Annotated in this window: 13 protein-coding genes and 2 pseudogenes; 10 read left to right on the top strand and 5 right to left on the bottom strand. The window is 42.3% G+C overall.

Features of this window, described 5'->3' with window-relative positions; all coding sequences use genetic code 11:
• The first annotated feature begins 70 nt into the window (after positions 1-70).
• The 7 genes from pilW (at position 71) to der (ending at position 9,006) form a co-directional block, all read left to right on the top strand.
• Positions 71-1,942, top strand: coding sequence for a type IV pilus biogenesis/stability protein PilW (pilW, locus tag VOI46_RS19705; protein WP_282337818.1), 1,872 nt, complete (start codon positions 71-73; stop codon positions 1,940-1,942).
• Positions 1,939-2,835: a RodZ domain-containing protein gene (locus tag VOI46_RS19700; protein ID WP_282337819.1), complete on the top strand. Its 897-nt coding sequence runs from the start codon at positions 1,939-1,941 to the stop codon at positions 2,833-2,835. The genes pilW and VOI46_RS19700 overlap by 4 nt, the downstream gene beginning before the upstream one ends.
• Before the next feature lie 5 nt (positions 2,836-2,840).
• Positions 2,841-3,959, top strand: a complete 1,119-nt coding sequence (gene ispG, locus VOI46_RS19695) for a flavodoxin-dependent (E)-4-hydroxy-3-methylbut-2-enyl-diphosphate synthase (RefSeq protein ID WP_004586992.1) — start codon at positions 2,841-2,843, stop codon at positions 3,957-3,959.
• A gap of 396 nt (positions 3,960-4,355) precedes the next feature.
• Entirely contained in the window at positions 4,356-5,636 is a 1,281-nt protein-coding gene (gene hisS / locus VOI46_RS19690) for a histidine--tRNA ligase (protein ID WP_004586991.1), read from the top strand.
• A 19-nt stretch (positions 5,637-5,655) separates the two neighbouring features.
• Complete coding sequence (locus VOI46_RS19685; protein WP_004586990.1) at positions 5,656-6,276, top strand: tetratricopeptide repeat protein; 621 nt, start codon at positions 5,656-5,658, stop codon at positions 6,274-6,276.
• A 10-nt stretch (positions 6,277-6,286) separates the two neighbouring features.
• Positions 6,287-7,465, top strand: coding sequence for an outer membrane protein assembly factor BamB (gene bamB / locus VOI46_RS19680; RefSeq protein ID WP_004586989.1), 1,179 nt, complete (start codon positions 6,287-6,289; stop codon positions 7,463-7,465).
• 74 nt (positions 7,466-7,539) lie between these two features.
• The gene (gene der / locus VOI46_RS19675; RefSeq protein ID WP_004586988.1) at positions 7,540-9,006 is read left to right on the top strand and encodes a ribosome biogenesis GTPase Der; all 1,467 of its coding nucleotides are present in this window, start codon (positions 7,540-7,542) and stop codon (positions 9,004-9,006) included.
• A gap of 110 nt (positions 9,007-9,116) precedes the next feature.
• Here der and VOI46_RS19670 read toward each other — a convergent pair.
• From VOI46_RS19670 to VOI46_RS19660, 3 genes and pseudogenes are all read right to left on the bottom strand, one after another.
• Positions 9,117-9,374, bottom strand: a pseudogene (locus VOI46_RS19670) (zf-TFIIB domain-containing protein); the annotation flags it as partial.
• A 292-nt stretch (positions 9,375-9,666) separates the two neighbouring features.
• A pseudogene (locus VOI46_RS19665) lies at positions 9,667-9,882 on the bottom strand (GTP-binding protein EngA); the annotation flags it as partial.
• Positions 9,883-9,921: 39 nt separating this feature from the next.
• Complete coding sequence (locus VOI46_RS19660; RefSeq protein ID WP_004586985.1) at positions 9,922-10,509, bottom strand: DUF4202 domain-containing protein; 588 nt, start codon at positions 10,507-10,509, stop codon at positions 9,922-9,924.
• Positions 10,510-10,726: 217 nt separating this feature from the next.
• Here VOI46_RS19660 and VOI46_RS19655 point away from each other — a divergent pair, with 217 nt between their 5' ends.
• The gene (locus VOI46_RS19655; RefSeq protein WP_282337820.1) at positions 10,727-12,454 is read left to right on the top strand and encodes a DUF885 domain-containing protein; all 1,728 of its coding nucleotides are present in this window, start codon (positions 10,727-10,729) and stop codon (positions 12,452-12,454) included.
• 130 nt (positions 12,455-12,584) lie between these two features.
• Positions 12,585-13,892: a DASH family cryptochrome gene (locus tag VOI46_RS19650; protein WP_004586983.1), complete on the top strand. Its 1,308-nt coding sequence runs from the start codon at positions 12,585-12,587 to the stop codon at positions 13,890-13,892.
• A 27-nt stretch (positions 13,893-13,919) separates the two neighbouring features.
• Here VOI46_RS19650 and VOI46_RS19645 read toward each other — a convergent pair whose 3' ends face one another.
• Positions 13,920-14,996 carry a YeiH family protein gene (locus VOI46_RS19645; RefSeq protein WP_004586982.1) on the bottom strand — a complete coding sequence of 359 codons (1,077 nt, stop codon included), beginning with the start codon at positions 14,994-14,996 and terminating at the stop codon, positions 13,920-13,922.
• 152 nt (positions 14,997-15,148) lie between these two features.
• Between VOI46_RS19645 and VOI46_RS19640 the strand changes: the two genes are divergently transcribed.
• Positions 15,149-16,027: a LysR substrate-binding domain-containing protein gene (locus VOI46_RS19640; protein ID WP_004586981.1), complete on the top strand. Its 879-nt coding sequence runs from the start codon at positions 15,149-15,151 to the stop codon at positions 16,025-16,027.
• A gap of 147 nt (positions 16,028-16,174) precedes the next feature.
• Here VOI46_RS19640 and VOI46_RS19635 read toward each other — a convergent pair whose 3' ends face one another.
• Complete coding sequence (locus tag VOI46_RS19635) at positions 16,175-17,317, bottom strand: DUF2971 domain-containing protein (protein WP_004586980.1); 1,143 nt, start codon at positions 17,315-17,317, stop codon at positions 16,175-16,177.
• Positions 17,318-17,385: the final 68 nt, after the last annotated feature.

Below are 17,385 nucleotides of genomic sequence, written 5' to 3'. Positions count from 1 at the left end.
AAATAAATGATGCAACACTAAGGGTTTTAGGTAAGATAGGCGCTATGGATAGAAAAACAGAGACAAGGTAATGCGATCTTTACTTGCTTTAACACTTTCAACACTAACCCTTACAGGGTGCGTAAGTGAAAGTAGTTATAACGGCAGTGACAAACCCGTCGTCGAAAACAAAATCAATAATGCAGGCGCAGCACGCACACGTATCGCCCTCGCTTTACAATACTTAGAAACTGGCAACAACTCGCAAGCAAAGTATAACCTTGAGCGAGCTATAGAATTTGCCCCAAATCTACCTGAAGTACATTACTCTCTTGCTTATTATTACCAACAAGTAGGCGAAAAAGAGCGTGCCGATAAAGCCTATCAAAAAGCATTAGCAATTAAGCCTGACGATCCGAACACACTTAATAACTACGGTGTGTTTTTATGTAGTATTGAAGAGTATGACCGCGCGACCGATCAGTTTTTAAAAGCAATTGATATTCCAAGCTATATTCGCGTTGCCGAAAGCTACGAAAACCTTGCCTTATGTGCCATAGAATTTAACGACTTTGAAAATGCAGAGAGTTACTTTAAACAAGCACTTAATCACAGCTCGCAACGTACATCGACCCTAATAAGCTTAGCCGCCCTTTTTTATGCTAAAAGCGATTTACATAAAGCCAGCGAAGTATTAAAGCGTCATGACGACACCGGCCGAGTGTCTGCACGGGCTTTATTGCTTGGTTATTTAATTAAGCAGCGCATGGGCAGAATAGAAGAAGCAGAAAAAATTGCCGCCACCATAATGCAAACTTACCCAACAAGTAAGCAAGCCTATGCTATTCGCGATAATCGTACTAAACAAACTGAGTTTGAAATACTGCGCGAAAAATACCGTAAAGCGCAACTCGAAGAGCTTCAAGAGCAGTATGGCGAAGAGCAAATCAGTGTTGAGCAACCAAAAATTAAAATTATCCGTAAAAAGCGCCCAACTACCGATAATTCGACCAGCTTAATTTCTCCAGGGGTTGAGCCTTCAAGCCCAGTATTAAATGAGACGGCAAAAGCACAGGCAACCATTGCCGCAGCAAACAAACAAAAAACCGTAGCTGAGCAAAGTGATGACGCTGCCACTCTCACGCCTGCGGCTCAACCAACGCAGGCTAAAGTAGCGACAACAACTAAAGCAGTAGTGCCAGCTGTGGCAGCCGCTCCAACCGTAACAAATACTGCCCAAGTAGCAACTACAACTACAACATCTGTGCCTGCAGAGTCTAAAACAGATACCGCAGCGGTGCTTTTGGCTTTAACAACGGATCACCAAGCGCAACAAACGTCTACACCCACAGCTGAGCCGCCAAAAGCCGTCGCTAAACAAACACCCAAAGATGATGACGAAGTAAAAATAATTTCATTTGGTGCGCCAAAACAAGCTAACTTTAACACCCCACAAAATACACGCCCTGCAGCAAATGGCCCACAGAATGCGGGCTTAAATAATTCGGTAGTATTTTATGAGGCTAAAAAAGACAGTGCGGTATTTAGTAATAACCCATACAGCGACAGTAACGATATTACACTAAAAAACTACCAACCAAGTGTAAAACAAGAGCCTCCCATGCTTAATCCAAAAGTCCCCCCTTTAAAGGTGCCTTTTCATATTATTGAGTTTGGTGAAAACCTATTTAGCATTTCAGTGCGATACAATGTTAAACTACAAAAACTCCTGCAGTGGAATGGTCTAAAGGAGTCGGATCGTGTTATCAACGGAAGTAAAATTTATTTAAACGATCCTAATATTTATTACGAGATTAAAGCTGGCGATACCCTTTACGACATAGCTACCCAGCGGCATGTATTAATTGATGAATTAATGCGATGGAATAAATTAAGTCCAGATATAGAACTTACACCTGGGCACAGACTATTACTAGTGGATCCAAATTCGTACCTATTATGACAGAAGAAACTACGCAACAAAGCGATGAGCCAAGTGTTGGGCAACTATTAAAAGCGCACAGAGAGCAAGCGAATGTAAGCTTAGAGTCACTTACTGGCCCACTTAAGCTTTCTATTTCTCAGCTGCAACGCTTAGAGAGCGATCAGTACCAAACGTTAGGCCCAATTACCTTTGTAAAAGGCTACATTAAAAACTATTGCCGTGAACTACACGTCGATAGCGCCCCTATATTAGCTATATTGCCAGCACCGCCCGAGCCTACAAAGCCGGCTAACATGCAAAGCTTTTCGCGCCGCACAGAAAAAGAAGCCCATGACAGCCGCCTAATGCTGGTGAGCTACATTATTTTAGCCATTGTTATTGGCTCATCTGCCTTATGGTTTTGGCAAAATGCTACGCCTATCGATGAGCAAACAAGCACAATCAATATTGAAAATTCAATTTTAGATAACCAGCAAAATAACAACGCGCTAAATAACGAAAGCGAGAACACCTCGCAAATGCCAGCAACACAGGCCGTTGAGCGCACACCGGCTGTAATGCCTTTAAGTGCTGAACAAGTCCCCTTAAGTGAAGCCGTTAATGCCACGGCGCCTATTGCCGCTAGCACCCAAACAGCCACTAACGAGCCCGACACGCAAAGTAACACCAGTACAATTAACATGGTGTTTAACGATGAGAGCTGGGTAGAAATACACGATGGCGAAGGTGAGCGCATAGCATTTGGCGTAAAAAAAGCAGGCTATAAAATGGCTGTAAGCGGCACCCCGCCTTTTTCAGTTGTGTTGGGTAAGCACGACGTAGTTAGTGTTTCTCTAAACGGCGAACCAGTTGATATTTCTGGTTATCCTAAAAATCGTTTAGCCAAATTTAAATTACCATTAGCAGAGTAGTCGCTATGTTTTCAGAATCTCCAATTAAACGCAGAAAATCAACCCGCATCAATGTAGGCAACGTGCCTATTGGTGACGGTGCCCCTATTGCCGTGCAGTCTATGACCAATACCGACACCATGGATATAGATGCCACGGTAGCGCAAATCCAAGCAATACAAGATGCCGGCGCCGATATAGTGCGTGTATCTGTACCAACTATGGATGCAGCAGAAGCGTTTAAAAGTATAAAAGAGCAAGTTAGTATACCGCTTGTAGCCGATATTCACTTTGATTACCGCATAGCGTTAAAAGTGGCAAAATACGGCGTGGATTGCCTACGTATAAATCCAGGGAATATAGGCAGTGAAGAGCGCATTAGAGCCGTTGTAGACTCAGCACGCGAGCATAACATTCCTATTCGTATTGGTGTAAATGGCGGCTCATTAGAGCGCGACCTACAAGAAAAATACGGCGAGCCAACTCCCGAGGCATTACTTGAATCAGCAATGCGCCATGTAGATATATTACGCCGCCTTGATTTTGACCAATTTAAAATATCGGTAAAAGCATCAGACGTATTTTTAGCTGTAGGCGCTTATCGCTTACTTGCTAAAGAAATAGATCAACCCCTGCATTTAGGGATCACCGAAGCCGGCGGTATGCGCTCAGGCTCGGTTAAATCGGCTGTAGGTTTAGGCATGTTACTTGCCGAAGGTATTGGCGATACGCTACGTGTATCACTTGCTGCCGACCCAGTTCAAGAAATCAAAGTAGGTTTTGATATTTTAAAATCGCTGCGTATACGCTCTCGCGGTATTAACTTTATTGCCTGCCCTAGCTGCTCACGTCAAGAGTTTGATGTAGTGAGCACCATGAACCAGCTTGAAGAGCGCCTAGAAGATGTTGTTGAGCCAATGTCTGTTTCGGTAATTGGTTGTGTCGTTAACGGCCCAGGCGAAGCCCTTGTTAGTGATATTGGCCTTGCCGGTGCAAACCGCCGCTCAGGTTTATACATTAATGGCGAGCGTCAAAAAGCGCGTATTGATAACAACAACATTGTTGACCAGCTTGAAGGCTACGTGCGCGACTTTATTGCTCAAAAAGAGCAGCAAACACCTATCGATATTAAAATAGTCGAATAAATACCCTATAAAGCGCCAAACCACGGTGTTTGGCGTTTACCTTTATAGCTAGAGGATACCCAAGCGACCCCAAGGTACAGAATTCAGCGTTTCACAGGCTCTTAATATCAAGGCGTTACTTTGCAAGAATGGCAATCCCTTTTAAAAAGTAACAACGATGAGAGTAAGTGTCTGTGAACCGCCCAACGGGTTGGTTTAAAAGCGATTTATACTGCGTTATTGATTTTAACAATAGAACCACTATTACTTTCAATCAATGCCTTGCCTAAATCGCTTTTAATTCAAACGACGCTCGCATCATGGGGTCATTTGGGTATATAATGACGGGTCAATTTTTAGCATTCTTGTTGTGTAAGCATTTTTTTATTACACATAAACAGTAATTAGGATTTATCAGTGGCAAAACAAATTCAGGCAGTTCGCGGTATGAACGATTGTCTGCCGGGCGACACGCAAGTTTGGCAGAAAGTAGAAAACATTTTACGCGAGACAGTAGCATCGTTCGGTTATCAAGAAATTCGTTTTCCTATTGTAGAATCAACCGACTTATTTAAACGCTCTATTGGTGAAGTAACCGATATAGTAGAAAAAGAAATGTACACCTTTGCCGATCGTAACGGCGACATGCTAACCCTTCGCCCAGAGGGCACCGCAGTGTGTGTACGTGCAGGTAACCAAAATGGCTTGCTTTATAACCAAGAGCAGCGCCTGTGGTACATGGGCCCGATGTTTCGTCATGAGCGCCCTCAAAAAGGCCGCTACCGTCAGTTTCACCAATTTGGTTTAGAAACATTTGGTATTGCCACAGCCGACATAGATGCAGAAGTTATTTTACTTACCGCGCAATTATGGAAAGCATTTGGCATTAACGAACACGTACGTTTAGAGCTTAACTCGTTAGGCTCTAACGAAGCACGTGCTGATTACCGCGATGCACTCGTTGCCTACCTTGAACAGCATACCGACGTGCTTGATGAAGATTCAAAGCGCCGTATGTACTCAAACCCATTACGTGTACTTGATAGCAAAAACCCAGACGTGCAAGCAATCTTAGTGGATGCGCCTAAATTGTCTGAGCATTTAGATGCTGAATCAAAAGAACATTTTGCAAATTTATGTGAACGTTTAGACGCAGCTGGCGTCATATACACGGTTAATGAAAAGTTAGTACGTGGTTTAGACTACTACAACCGCACCGTATTTGAATGGGTAACAGATAGCCTAGGTGCACAAGGTACAGTGTGTGCTGGCGGACGCTACGATGGCTTAGTTGAGCAACTTGGCGGCAAAGCAACGCCCGCAGTTGGTTTTGCTATGGGTCTAGAGCGCTTAGTACTGTTACTCCAAGCACTTGAGTGTGTAGGTGACATTCGCCGTAATGCTGATGTATATTTAGCAGCAATGGGCGACAAAGCCAGCGTACAAGCCCCTGCCATTGCAGCGCAACTGCGTAGCGACGTACCCGGTTTACGCGTTATGGTGCATGCCGGTGGCGGTAACTTTAAAAAACAACTAAAACGAGCTGATAAAAGCGATGCACTAGTGGCTGTTATTATTGGCGAAGATGAATTAGAAAAAGGCGTTGTGACCATCAAATATTTACGTGAGCGTAAAGAGCAAGTCACACTAGAATTAGAACAAGCTAAAGCGCTATTAGCTGAGCTTATCAATAGCTAAGCTAACTTAAGAGGTAATAATGGACATTTATTCAACAGAAGAACAACAAGCAGAAGCCATTAAGCGCTTTTTTCGCGAAAACGGTATTTCACTTGCGCTAGGTGTAATTGTAGGTTTAGGCGGCTTATACGGTTGGAAAGCATACAACCAAAACCAAATTACAACTGCTGAGCAAGCGTCTGACGAATATACAACACTTGTTCAAAGTGACGATGTACTTGGCGCAGCCGATACATTCATTAAAAACAACCAAGACACAAGCTATGCAACTTTAGCCGCTTTTGTTGCGGCAAAAGACGCTGTTGATGCAAAAAAATTAGACCTTGCTAGCGAAAAGCTTAGCTGGATTGTTACAAACGCCCAAAGCGAAGAGCTTAAAGCCATTGCCATTACGCGTTTAGCACGTATTCAACTTGCGCAAAGTAAATTTGACGAAGCCCTAAGTACATTAAACTCACCACTACCAGAGGCATATAACGCCAATGTAGCTGAGCTAAAAGGCGATATTTACATTGCACAAGGTAATAAAGACCAAGCTCGCACTGCGTATCAAGCAGCTGCCGATGCAGGCGGTTTAACAACAAACCCTTTATTACAAATTAAATTAGACGACCTAGCAGTAACTAGCCCAGCGGCATAAGGTTTTAGTTATGAAAAAAATAACAACAGCAACTCTCGCACTGTGCATGGCAACGCTAATGGGTTGTTCATCAAGTGATGACGAAGACGAGTTAGTACTTCCTGAAATTGTTAATCAATTTGAAACAGACGTAGTGTGGCAAGAGTCGGTTGGCAGTGGTGTAGAACATTATTTTTCTCGCTTATCGCCTGCTGTATACAAAGACACTATTTATGTAGCTAGCCGCGAAGGCCAAATTGAAGCGCTTTCGCTTACCAATGGCGACACGTTATGGGAAACCGACGTACGTGAAGATTTATCGTTTTGGCCATGGTCAGATAACGGCACAGCTAAATTATCAGGCGGTATATTACAAGCTTATGGTAAAATTTACGTAGGCTCTGAGCACGGGTTTATTATTGCCCTTGACCGTGAAACGGGTGAAGAAGTATGGCGTAAAAATGTGCCAGGCGAAGCGTTATCAAAACCAGCTGCTGGCGATGGCCTAATTTTTGTAAATTTAGGCTCGGGTAAACTATTAGCACTGCACCCAGATACAGGCGAAGAACGCTGGAACTTTGAACAAGAAGTACCGCCGCTTACATTGCGTGGCCAAAGCTCGCCAACAGTTGCAAACGGTGGTGTGTTAGTAGGCTTAGAAACAGGTAAATTAAGTGTACTCATTTCTGAGAGCGGTTATTCAGCATGGAGTGCAGAAATTGCCGTTGCTAAAGGCGCATCAGAATTTGAGCGTTTGGTTGATGTAGACACACAACCAATTATTAGCGGCCCTTACGCCTATGCTATTGCATACAACGGTAACCTAGCAGCAGTAGATATTCGCTCAGGCAATGTTGTATGGAAACGTGAATACAGCAGCTACCGCGAAATAGCGATGGATGCACAAACTATTTACCTAGTAGATAGCGAAGGCGTAATTTACGCATTAGATAAAAATTCAGGTATTGAACGTTGGAGCCAACCCGCTCTACGTGGTTGGTACCTAACAGGCCCTGCAGTTGCAGGTAGCCACTTAGCTTTAGGTGACCAAGAAGGTAACCTGCATTGGCTAAACAAAGACACTGGCGAGTTAGTATCTCGTGAAGAATTTGACAGCTCAGGCTTTTTTGTTGAGCCAGTTGTAGCCGACGACAAGCTAATTTTATACACCCGTGATGGTGAAGTTAGTGTGGTAAACACCCCTAACTAACTAGCTAACACTTAAAGGTTTTTTGTAAGGCTTCGCACTGCGAAGCCTTTTGTTGTTTTTTAAAGAGGTAGTTTATGCTTCCCGTGATCGCTCTAGTTGGGCGACCCAATGTGGGCAAATCCACATTATTTAACCGTTTAACACGTACTCGTGATGCACTCGTAGCCGATTTTCCAGGTTTAACACGAGATAGAAAATATGGCCAAGCTAATTACGATGGCTATGAATTTATCGTGGTAGACACGGGTGGTATTGATGGCTCTGAAGAAGGCATCGAAACCGAAATGGCCGACCAGTCGTTACTTGCCATTGAAGAAGCCGATATTGTGTTGTTTTTGGTTGATGCCCGCGTAGGCATGACCGTTGCTGACCAAGCAATTGCTAATCACTTGCGCAAGCAAGAGAAAAAAAGCTTTGTGGTTGCCAACAAAACAGATGGTATTGACGCCGACTCAAACTGTGCAGAATTTTATCAATTATCATTAGGTAATATTCATCATATTGCAGCAGCACATGGGCGTGGTATTACACAGCTTTTAGAGCACACTTTACAGCCTGTAATTGCAGAGCTTGCAGCACTAGATGAAGACGTTGCTGATGACGATGAAGAGTTAATCGACCTTTATCAAGAAGCTGAAGGCGACGATACAGACCACCAAGCGTTTGCCGATAAACCAGTAAAACTGGCTATTATTGGTCGCCCTAACGTAGGTAAGTCTACACTTACAAACCGTATACTCGGTGAAGAACGTGTAATTGTATACGATATGCCAGGCACCACTCGCGACTCTATTTATATTCCGATGACTCGTAACGACAAAGAATATATTTTAATAGATACCGCAGGTGTTCGTAAGCGTAAAAAAGTAAGCGACGTAGTTGAAAAGTTCTCAGTAATTAAAACGCTTCAAGCCATTGAAGATGCCAACGTAGTATTACTGGTTGTTGATGCTCGCGATGGTATTTCTGATCAAGACTTAAGCTTATTAGGTTTTGCGCTTAACTCAGGTCGTTCATTGGTTATTGCCGTGAACAAATGGGATGGGCTTGATGATTACGTTAAAGATCGCATTAAAACAGAGCTTGATCGCCGTTTAGGTTTTATTGATTTTGCACGCTTGCACTTTATATCTGCACTTCACGGTACAGGTGTTGGCCACTTATTTGAATCGGTTGACGAAGCGTACGAGTCAGCAACTAAACGTATTAGCACCGCAATGCTACGCCGTATTATGGACATGGCACAGGCCGATCATCAGCCACCACTTGTTCGTGGTCGTCGTGTTAAGCTTAAATATGCGCATGCCGGTGGTTATAACCCGCCACGTATTGTAATTCACGGTAACCAAGTTCACGATTTACCAGATAGCTACAAACGCTACCTGATGAACTACTACCGTAAAGCACTTAAAATTATGGGCACCCCAATCAAAATTGAATTTAGAGAAGGTGATAACCCATTTGCAGGGCGTACTAACAAAGTAACGCTTTCGCAAAAACGTAAAATACGTGCCTTTGCCAAAGAAAACCGTAATAAATAAATTCGTTAGAGTTAATTTACTACAAAAAAACGGCGTACTTTTTAGTACGCCGTTTTTTTATGCTTTATACCAATTAGCTTAATTAAGTGATTTATTTTTGAGGCTGGGTATTAAAGATTAAGTAATGCCAATTGCACCAACCGTTCAACGGTGGTGTCTTGGGTATTTTTAGGCGCTTTGGGGTAATACTTAGATTTTGGCGGCTTAATAGATATAAACCCATGATTGGTGGCCATTTCGTGCGCTAACAGCTTTCGCTCTTTGGGTGTTAGGTGGTTTTCGTGTATTTTTGCAAGCTCGCCGCTATCAAGCCATATGCCAGCGCAACCTGGGCACTCGTCTATTTCAACAACTTTGAGCGGTGAAAAAACCGGCGCATCATCACAATATCTAGGGTCTGTTGATCTTTCAAGGTTAAATTTGCAGCAGCCTGTTTGGTATTTAGGCAAGGCAGAGCCTATGTAGTTTGGTTATTCCCCATAAATAGGCGATAACGTAGCATTAATGCCAAACAGGCGCTACCCAAAGGGTTCTTCCTAGGGACTATTTACTCTTTGTTGCTCGGCTTTTACTTAGTCCACTAGGTTACAAACCTCGCGCCGTGATTAAATAGCCCCTAGTTTGAACAAATTTTAATCCGCAAAGTTCAACAGACCCTAAGCATTTAGGGCAATTTACTCGCGATGAGACTTCGCCCGCGCCTTCGGTATAATTACTCAAATACTTAATTAGAACCTGACCATGCTTTAACTCAGGCGAGCTAAACTTAAAAATTTGGCTGTTATCAAAAAATACGCCGCCTTGCGCTGACGTAAAAACAGTAATCCCGCCAATTAATAACGGCTCAAGAGAGGTATTTGTGCGTGGGCATAACATTCTAAAATCCTTTTATTTTAATACTTAACTTACACTACTTTACTCAAGCGCTTTATGAATAAGCCCAACAAGCGGCGCTGGCAATGTAATATTACCTGCAAGTACAAACTCATGCGCATCGTCTGACATTTTTTGCCATGTACGGCGAATAATCCCTATCCATTTTTGCTCATCGTAATCAGGCTTACTATTAGCAAACCCGAGCATGTAATGCTCAATAAATACCAGGCTTGCTACGTCTTCTACTAATTGGCTATCAGGGTTACGTTTAATATTTTTTTTAGCAACTGCATCGTACACTCTGTTTTGCTCAGCATCGCTGTACCCAGCTTGCTGCATAAGCGCAACAACGCTACTTGCATGATATATATAAAGCGCACTGCGCCATTGATGATAGCCCTGCTTGTTCATTGCAAAGTCGCTACGCGGCGACTTCCAACGTTGTATATGCTGCCCACGCACTGCAATTTGCATAAGCTCGTCAGCACCTGGGTTAAAACGGCTAAGCATATCGCTCATACGCTGTGAGTATAAATACTCTTTTGGAACACTCTCCCCATTAAATTGCTCACTGTTTGGGTCTTGGTTGTTTGCTTCATCAATTAAGGCGATTACTTTATTAAACATGACGGTCATTTTTTATAGTAAGTTTTTATCATTCTAAACGCTGATGAAACAATAAACTAGTGCGCCACTCAGTTATGCAGTGAAATTTGCTCAATCATAATACAAAACCAATAAATACAGGTTGTAAAAGTAAGCGCATTGATTAAGTTAACTTGGTACTATATTGAGCACAAATTAAAATAAAAAAGCGCGACTAACTCGCCAATAACGGATCACTATGTTTAAAAAACGTATTTTAGCTATTTGCTTAGCAGCCACCTCGCTACCAAGCCTTGCCGACAGTAACAGCGACTTAAAAACCATTATTGATAACCACTGGCAAAATGCCAAAGCTGAAAAAATATTTTTTCGAACCGATCCAGACGGTTGGAAACCGAATGGCACATTACCAAATTGGAGCGAGCAAGCCATTGCAAAGCGCCAAGCTTATAACAACAGCGTACTAAAAAGCTTAGCCAACATTAATCCAAAAACGCTCAACAAGGATCAGCTAATGAACTACCGCTTATTTAAATATGAGCGAGAAACCGAGCAGCAAAGCTACCTTTATCAAGATAAGTATTTTCCGGTAAATTTTTTAAGTGGCTGGCATACCTACTTTGCAGAAGCACCCGCTAATATGGCTTTTTTAACAGCTGATGATTACAACGCATTTTTAATCAGCCTTGCCGACTACCCGCGCTTTAATCAGCAAAATATTGATTTAATGAAAGAAGGTATAAAAACAGGATTTACCCATTACTGTAAAACCTTTGAAAATTACAGCCAAAGCATTAGCGCGCACATAGTTAAAAACCCCGAAAACAGCGCCCTTTACGAGCCCTTTACCCGTATACCTAATACCTTTAGTGCAGTGCAAAAATCAAACTTAAAACAAAAAGCACAAGCCGTAATTAAAGATAAAGTAATTCCTGCGTATCAGCATTTTTACGACTTTTTTGAAAATGACTATATGCCACACTGTAGAGCGCGGCCGGGCATAGCAAGCGTTAAAGGCGGGCTTGACTACTACAAGTACACGGTTAATTACTACACCACAACAAACGCCACACCTAAACAAATACATCAACTAGGCCTTAAAGAAGTCGCGCGTATTAAGGCGCAAATGCAAAATATTATTGATGAAGTAGGCTTTGATGGCACCTATAGTGAGTTTTTAGAATTTTTAGCAACCGATGAGCAATTTTACGCAAAAGACGCGCAAGACTTGCTAGAAAAAACCGCGTTCATCACGCAAAAAATGTATGGTAAATTGCCCACTTACTTTGGCCACTTACCGCGTAACACCTTTACTATTAAGGGCTCAGCAAGTCGTGGGGCGTTTTATATGCCACCGCCAGATAGCCGCTCTCCTGGCACTTACTTTTTAGCCTCAACACCTAAACTGCAGCCTTTATATAATTTAGAAGCACTTAGTCTGCACGAAGCCATCCCCGGGCACCATTTACAAAACGCCATTGCTATGGAGTTAGACGTACCCGAATTTAGACGCACACTTAGCCACTCTGCATTTGGCGAAGGTTGGGCACTATACACAGAACGCTTAGGCAAAGAAGCTGGTTTTTATCAAAGCCCGTACAGTGATTTTGGCCGTTTAGGCTACGAAATGTGGCGTGCAGTACGCTTAGTGGTTGATACCGGTATTCATGCATTTGGCTGGAGCCGCCAAAAAGCAATTGATTACTTAGCCAGTCACACCGCTTTACCACAAAGTGCGGTGGAAGATCAGATAGATCGTTATATTTCATGGCCAGGCCAAGCGCTCTCGTACAAAATGGGCGAAATAAAAATACGAGAACTACGTGCAAAAGCCGAAAAAGAGCTTGGTACACAATTTGATATACGCAGCTTTCACGACACTGTTATTGGCCAAGGCTCATTGCCTATGGCAGTGCTTGAAGACGTTATAAACGATTGGATAGCAGAGCAAAAACCAGTAAGTTAAAACAATACTTTTAAACACTGAAGGGCGGTAAGTTTATCGCCCTTTTCAAAACTGCACTAAACACCTCAAAACTAATCCCTAGCCGCTTTTGCTTCGTAAACTTAATGATTACAAAGACCAGAGCATAAGTATGAGCAAACGCATTTTATATTGGCTACAAAACGATTTACGCCTAACCGATAACCCAGTTTTTAGTGACCTTGCTACTAGGCAGTGCGTGCTTGATGTTGTATTTGTTATAAACCCGCACTGGTTTAAAAATAATAATTACCAACAAAAACCTTACGGCATACACAAACAGCAATTTTTAATGCAAAGCTTGTACGAACTACAACAAGCACTTATTGAGCGCGGGCAAACCCTGCATGTGCTTGAGGGCGAACCCGTATCGCTTTTAAAAGCGCGTATTAATGAGCAAAATATTGATGAAGTTGTATACAGCGAACAATTTGGCGTGTACGAGCAACGCCAAATAAACTTACTCAAAGCACATTGCCCCAATACACAATTTACAGGGTCGCAGCAAGACACGCTCTTTAAGCAAAGTGACCTCCCCTTTGATTTAAGCGAATTACCCAAACACTTTACCCCGTTTCGTAAAAAGGTAGAGGCCGCCAATAGCCCCATTACACCTTCTACTTTGCCAAACGGTTTGCTCCCTCAGCCAATAACTTTGTGCGCAAAAAAACCTATAGAACGTATAACAAATAAAGGCGTAATGCATGGCGGGCTTAACAGTGCGCAAGCTCATTTAAAGCAATACTTTGCAGGCGCAATGCCAAGTACTTATAAAACGACTCGCAACGAACTTGATGGCTTTAACAACACCACCAAATTTAGTACTTGGCTTGCCTTTGGCTGTATAAGTGCAAAACAAGTTTACAAAATCGTAGAAAATTACGAGCAATGCAATACGGCAAACGAGTCTACTTATTGGATTAAATTTGAACTGCTATGGCGAGAGTATTTTAAATGGCACGCACTTAAAGCAGGTAACACCCTGTTTAGCTTTAAAGGGCAAAAACAAACTAAACCGCTTACTACTTTTACACCTACACGCTTTGCTGCTTGGTGTAACGGCACAACGCCTTACCCGCTTGTAAATGCCATTATGAAAGAGCTAAACACTACGGGTTACATTTCAAACCGAGCAAGGCAAATTGCAGCAAGCTGTTTAGTAAACGAGCTTGCCCTTGATTGGCGATACGGCGCAGCCTATTTTGAGCAGCAACTTATTGATTACGATGTAGCAGCAAACTGGGGCAACTGGCAATACATAGCCGGTGTGGGGGTTGACCCGCGTGGCGGCCGCCACTTTAATATACAAAAGCAAACGGCGCAGTTTGATCCAAATGGTGTTTATACCAATAAATGGCACGGGCACAGTAATAAAACACAGCAGCTCGATCACTTAAACGAAGTAGACTGGCCTATTTAAGCCAATCTCCCTCCACCAGGTTATATTTTAAAACAGCTGCGCAATGCCTATATTAATGGCAAAGCCACCTAAGGTTAAAAACAAAAATAAACAACCTGCTAATAACAGTGGCTTTATACCCGCTTGGCGAATAGCGCCAACGTGGGTACGAAGCCCAAGTGCGACCATGGCAATGGTAAGTAGTATATTGTCAAACCATATAATGGCGCTTGTAGTACCTTGCGGAATAACCGATAACGAATGCACGCCACTTGCCACTATAAATAACACTGCAAACCAAGGGATTGTAATTCCTGATTTTTGCTCGCCGCCCTGTGCGTTTATGTTTGCATGCTTTTTACTTTGCCAAAACGATAAGCCTACTAAAAATGGCGCAAGCATCATTACACGGAGCATTTTTTCTATCACGGCGGTGTCGGCTGCATTGGCACTTACCGCAGTCCCTGCTGCTACCACTTGCGCAACTTCATGAATGGTTGAACCAACAAAAATACCGTACGCATGCTCACTCACACCCATATATTCAAACATAATTGGGTAGGCAAACATACTTAACGTGCCAAACACCACAACCGTTGCCACCGCTACAGATACTTTATGCGCTTGTGCTTTTATAACTGGCTCAGTTGCCATTACCGCTGCGGCGCCACAAATAGAGCTACCCGCACCTATTAGTATGGTTGTTTGTTCATCAAACTTAAAAACGCGCTTACCTAGCTGTACTGCTAATATAAACGTACCAAGCAGCATTACCACATCGGTTAATAGGCCATGCCAGCCTACACCCGCTACTTGCGCAAAAGTAATTCTAAACCCAAATAAAATAACGCCCGCTTTGAGTAATATACTTTTAGCGTAATCAACGCCTACATCTGTACGCGTAGCTATACGCGAAAACACACTGTTACCCACAATAATGCCAAGCACTATACCAATTGTTAAGGAGCTAAATTGCGCACTTTGCATTATAGGTAACTTACTTAATGCAACAGATGCCCCCGCTAACACAACCACCAGCAGCATACCTAACCACCAGCGCGTATCGCCGTATTGCTTAGTATTAATACCTATAGGCTGAAAACTATTTTTAATAGCGCTAAGCATAATATTCCCTCACTTAAACCATATTGATGTGTTGACTTAATTGTAAGAAAGCTCAAAATATAACTCCAATATATTAAAATCATGATTTGATAACTTAAAGTTATACAATTTAGAGTTATACAATTTAGAGTTATGCAATTTAAGGTTATACAATGAACTTACATGCGCTTAGGGTGTTTTATACAGTGGCTAAATTGGGTAGCTTTTCAGGCGCAGCCGAAGCGCTTTGTATAAGCCAGCCCGCTGTTTCTAAAGCGCTAAAAGAGCTAGAGCATCAGTTAAATATTCAACTTATTGAACGTGCATCTAAGGGTAAAAAGCTCACCTTAAGCGAAGGCGGCCAAGCTTTGTATGATCACGCCCGCAGTATTTTTGCTATCGAAAAAGCCGCCATTGAAGATATTAAATCGCGCACAGGGCTTAAGCGCGGTACATTAGTTATAGGCACCAGCACCACCATTGCCAGTTATTGGCTACCGCCTTATTTAGCCAAATTTTGTGCGCAGTACCCGCATATAAAAGTAGAAGTACAAGTGGCTAATACCGCGCAAATTGAGCATGCCTTACTTGAATGCACTATCGATTTAGCACTGGTTGAAGGTACACCTACCGAGCCGCACATTATTAGTAAGCACTGGCAAAATGATTTAATGAGTGTGGTTATACCGAGCAACTTTAAGCCCACTAAAGACTTAAAAGCATGGTTAAACGAGCAGTTTTGGTTATTACGCGAGCCAGGCTCTGGCACGTTAGAAATGTCGGTAAAGTTATTAGCACAACATGACGTACAAGCAGAGCAAAGTATGCAATTAGGCAGCAACGAAGCCATTGCCAGGGCTGTTGCTCAAGGTATGGGGGTCGCTTTATTGCCAAATGTAGTCACAGAAGATTTAGTGCAGTTAGGCAAATTAACGCGCCTGAGCCAAAAAAATAACAAGCAACTCTCTCGGCCGCTATACCAACTGCATTATAAAGACAGACCGTCTTCGCATGCTGCGCAAGCGTTCGAAAAAAGCCTGTTTAGTGAATAATATTTATATGAGTGAATTTAGATCTGAGCTGTAAGTTGCGAATGTTTGGTTTAAAGACACTGGTTATACCCACATTCGAGTTTGCTTTAGAGCGCACCGGAAAGCCAATTCGAAAACATGCGCTTGTTACTCCGTTTATCTAATGTATTAATTCATGTTAGAGGAAGTTACACTAATCGCATTTAAATCACTAAGTGAATTCGGGAATTCTCGACCATCTCCTACGATTGAAGTGACTAAGTCAAAAAACCAAGGGTCAGAGTGTGGAGATGTTACGACTGATTCAATGAGAGTATTTAAATCCAGCTTGACAGTATATCCTGATCTGTAGGAATCTAAGTTAGCTCTAATCTCTTCTGGATCTACTGAGTACGGGGCGTCTCCCCCTATGACATCATTAACAAAACCAAAGTCTCTTAAACATAAACGAAATTCATTCTCGAAAGAATATGGCATGCTTTTGCAATAAATATGTGTTAAGAGATTGTCGCCTCTAGCTGGCATTTGGTTTTTAAAGTCTAAATATTCAATTAGTCCACCTAGTACAGTATAGTTTTTGTTTTTTCCTAATGATGATTTAAGTCGACCTATAGTAGACTTAATTGCAATTCCGTTGTGATGATTACAGTATAACTTCCACATATGATAAGACTCATGAGTGCTGATATTCCAGCAAGTCACATAAGAATTGTAGATGGCAGCCTCATACATATTTCTTTGTAAATCGATCTCCCTCGATTTTTGTTCGGATTGCGGAACTTGTGCCATTCCTACTTCTGGCATTCCACCAAACTGTACTTTACTGTTACCAAAAAACTGAGGAGCAAATTTGGTATTTAGAATTCTTTCTACAAGTGATTCCCAATGTGCAGTTGGAACTTTCCCCTCAAACGGGTCAACTTCCCAATTTTTATCTAATCTTGCAAACCAAAGGGATTGACTTGAAAGTAAAGAAATAAACTTGTTTAAATCCATATACTTCCAAATCACAGTATCATCATCTAGGGTTTCGCCATTCGTAAATGGCTGAAAAACATTTTTGGAAATCTCTTCAAATCGCTCTGTTCGCACCAAGCTCACTTCATCAGCCCACCGCTCAACATATAAAACGGTATCAGTAGCATCCGCAAGTATATTGAAATTTGTTACAGAATCACCTAACCGCACTGAGACGTTGTAATGGGTATTTAGCCCCGTAATATTTCGTTCACAGTCAACCAACTCAAATTTCTCGAGAGAGTGAGTTTTCCTAAGCTGTTTGATTTTTTTAAGTTCACCTTTACCACTCATTCTAGAAGAAACAATTTATAGTGCGCCCATAATGCAAAAAACAAAGATAGCTAAATGGGCAAAACCCG

Source organism: Pseudoalteromonas sp. CuT4-3, from assembly GCF_035666335.1.
In the GTDB taxonomy this organism is placed as follows: Bacteria; Pseudomonadota; Gammaproteobacteria; order Enterobacterales; family Alteromonadaceae; genus Pseudoalteromonas; species Pseudoalteromonas atlantica.
The sequence above is the reverse complement of the archived record's forward strand: the minus strand, read 5'-3'. Positions and strand labels throughout refer to the sequence as shown.

Coding starts and splice junctions, on each gene's coding strand:
- der (WP_004586988.1), top strand. CDS start 7,540: ATGCTTCCCGTGATCGCTCTAGTTGGGCGACCCAATGTGGGCAAATCC.
- ispG (WP_004586992.1), top strand. CDS start 2,841: ATGTTTTCAGAATCTCCAATTAAACGCAGAAAATCAACCCGCATCAAT.
- VOI46_RS19640 (WP_004586981.1), top strand. CDS start 15,149: ATGAACTTACATGCGCTTAGGGTGTTTTATACAGTGGCTAAATTGGGT.
- VOI46_RS19700 (WP_282337819.1), top strand. CDS start 1,939: ATGACAGAAGAAACTACGCAACAAAGCGATGAGCCAAGTGTTGGGCAA.
- VOI46_RS19635 (WP_004586980.1), bottom strand. CDS start 17,317: ATGAGTGGTAAAGGTGAACTTAAAAAAATCAAACAGCTTAGGAAAACT.
- VOI46_RS19655 (WP_282337820.1), top strand. CDS start 10,727: ATGTTTAAAAAACGTATTTTAGCTATTTGCTTAGCAGCCACCTCGCTA.
- VOI46_RS19645 (WP_004586982.1), bottom strand. CDS start 14,996: ATGCTTAGCGCTATTAAAAATAGTTTTCAGCCTATAGGTATTAATACT.
- pilW (WP_282337818.1), top strand. CDS start 71: ATGCGATCTTTACTTGCTTTAACACTTTCAACACTAACCCTTACAGGG.
- VOI46_RS19660 (WP_004586985.1), bottom strand. CDS start 10,509: ATGTTTAATAAAGTAATCGCCTTAATTGATGAAGCAAACAACCAAGAC.
- VOI46_RS19685 (WP_004586990.1), top strand. CDS start 5,656: ATGGACATTTATTCAACAGAAGAACAACAAGCAGAAGCCATTAAGCGC.
- VOI46_RS19650 (WP_004586983.1), top strand. CDS start 12,585: ATGAGCAAACGCATTTTATATTGGCTACAAAACGATTTACGCCTAACC.
- bamB (WP_004586989.1), top strand. CDS start 6,287: ATGAAAAAAATAACAACAGCAACTCTCGCACTGTGCATGGCAACGCTA.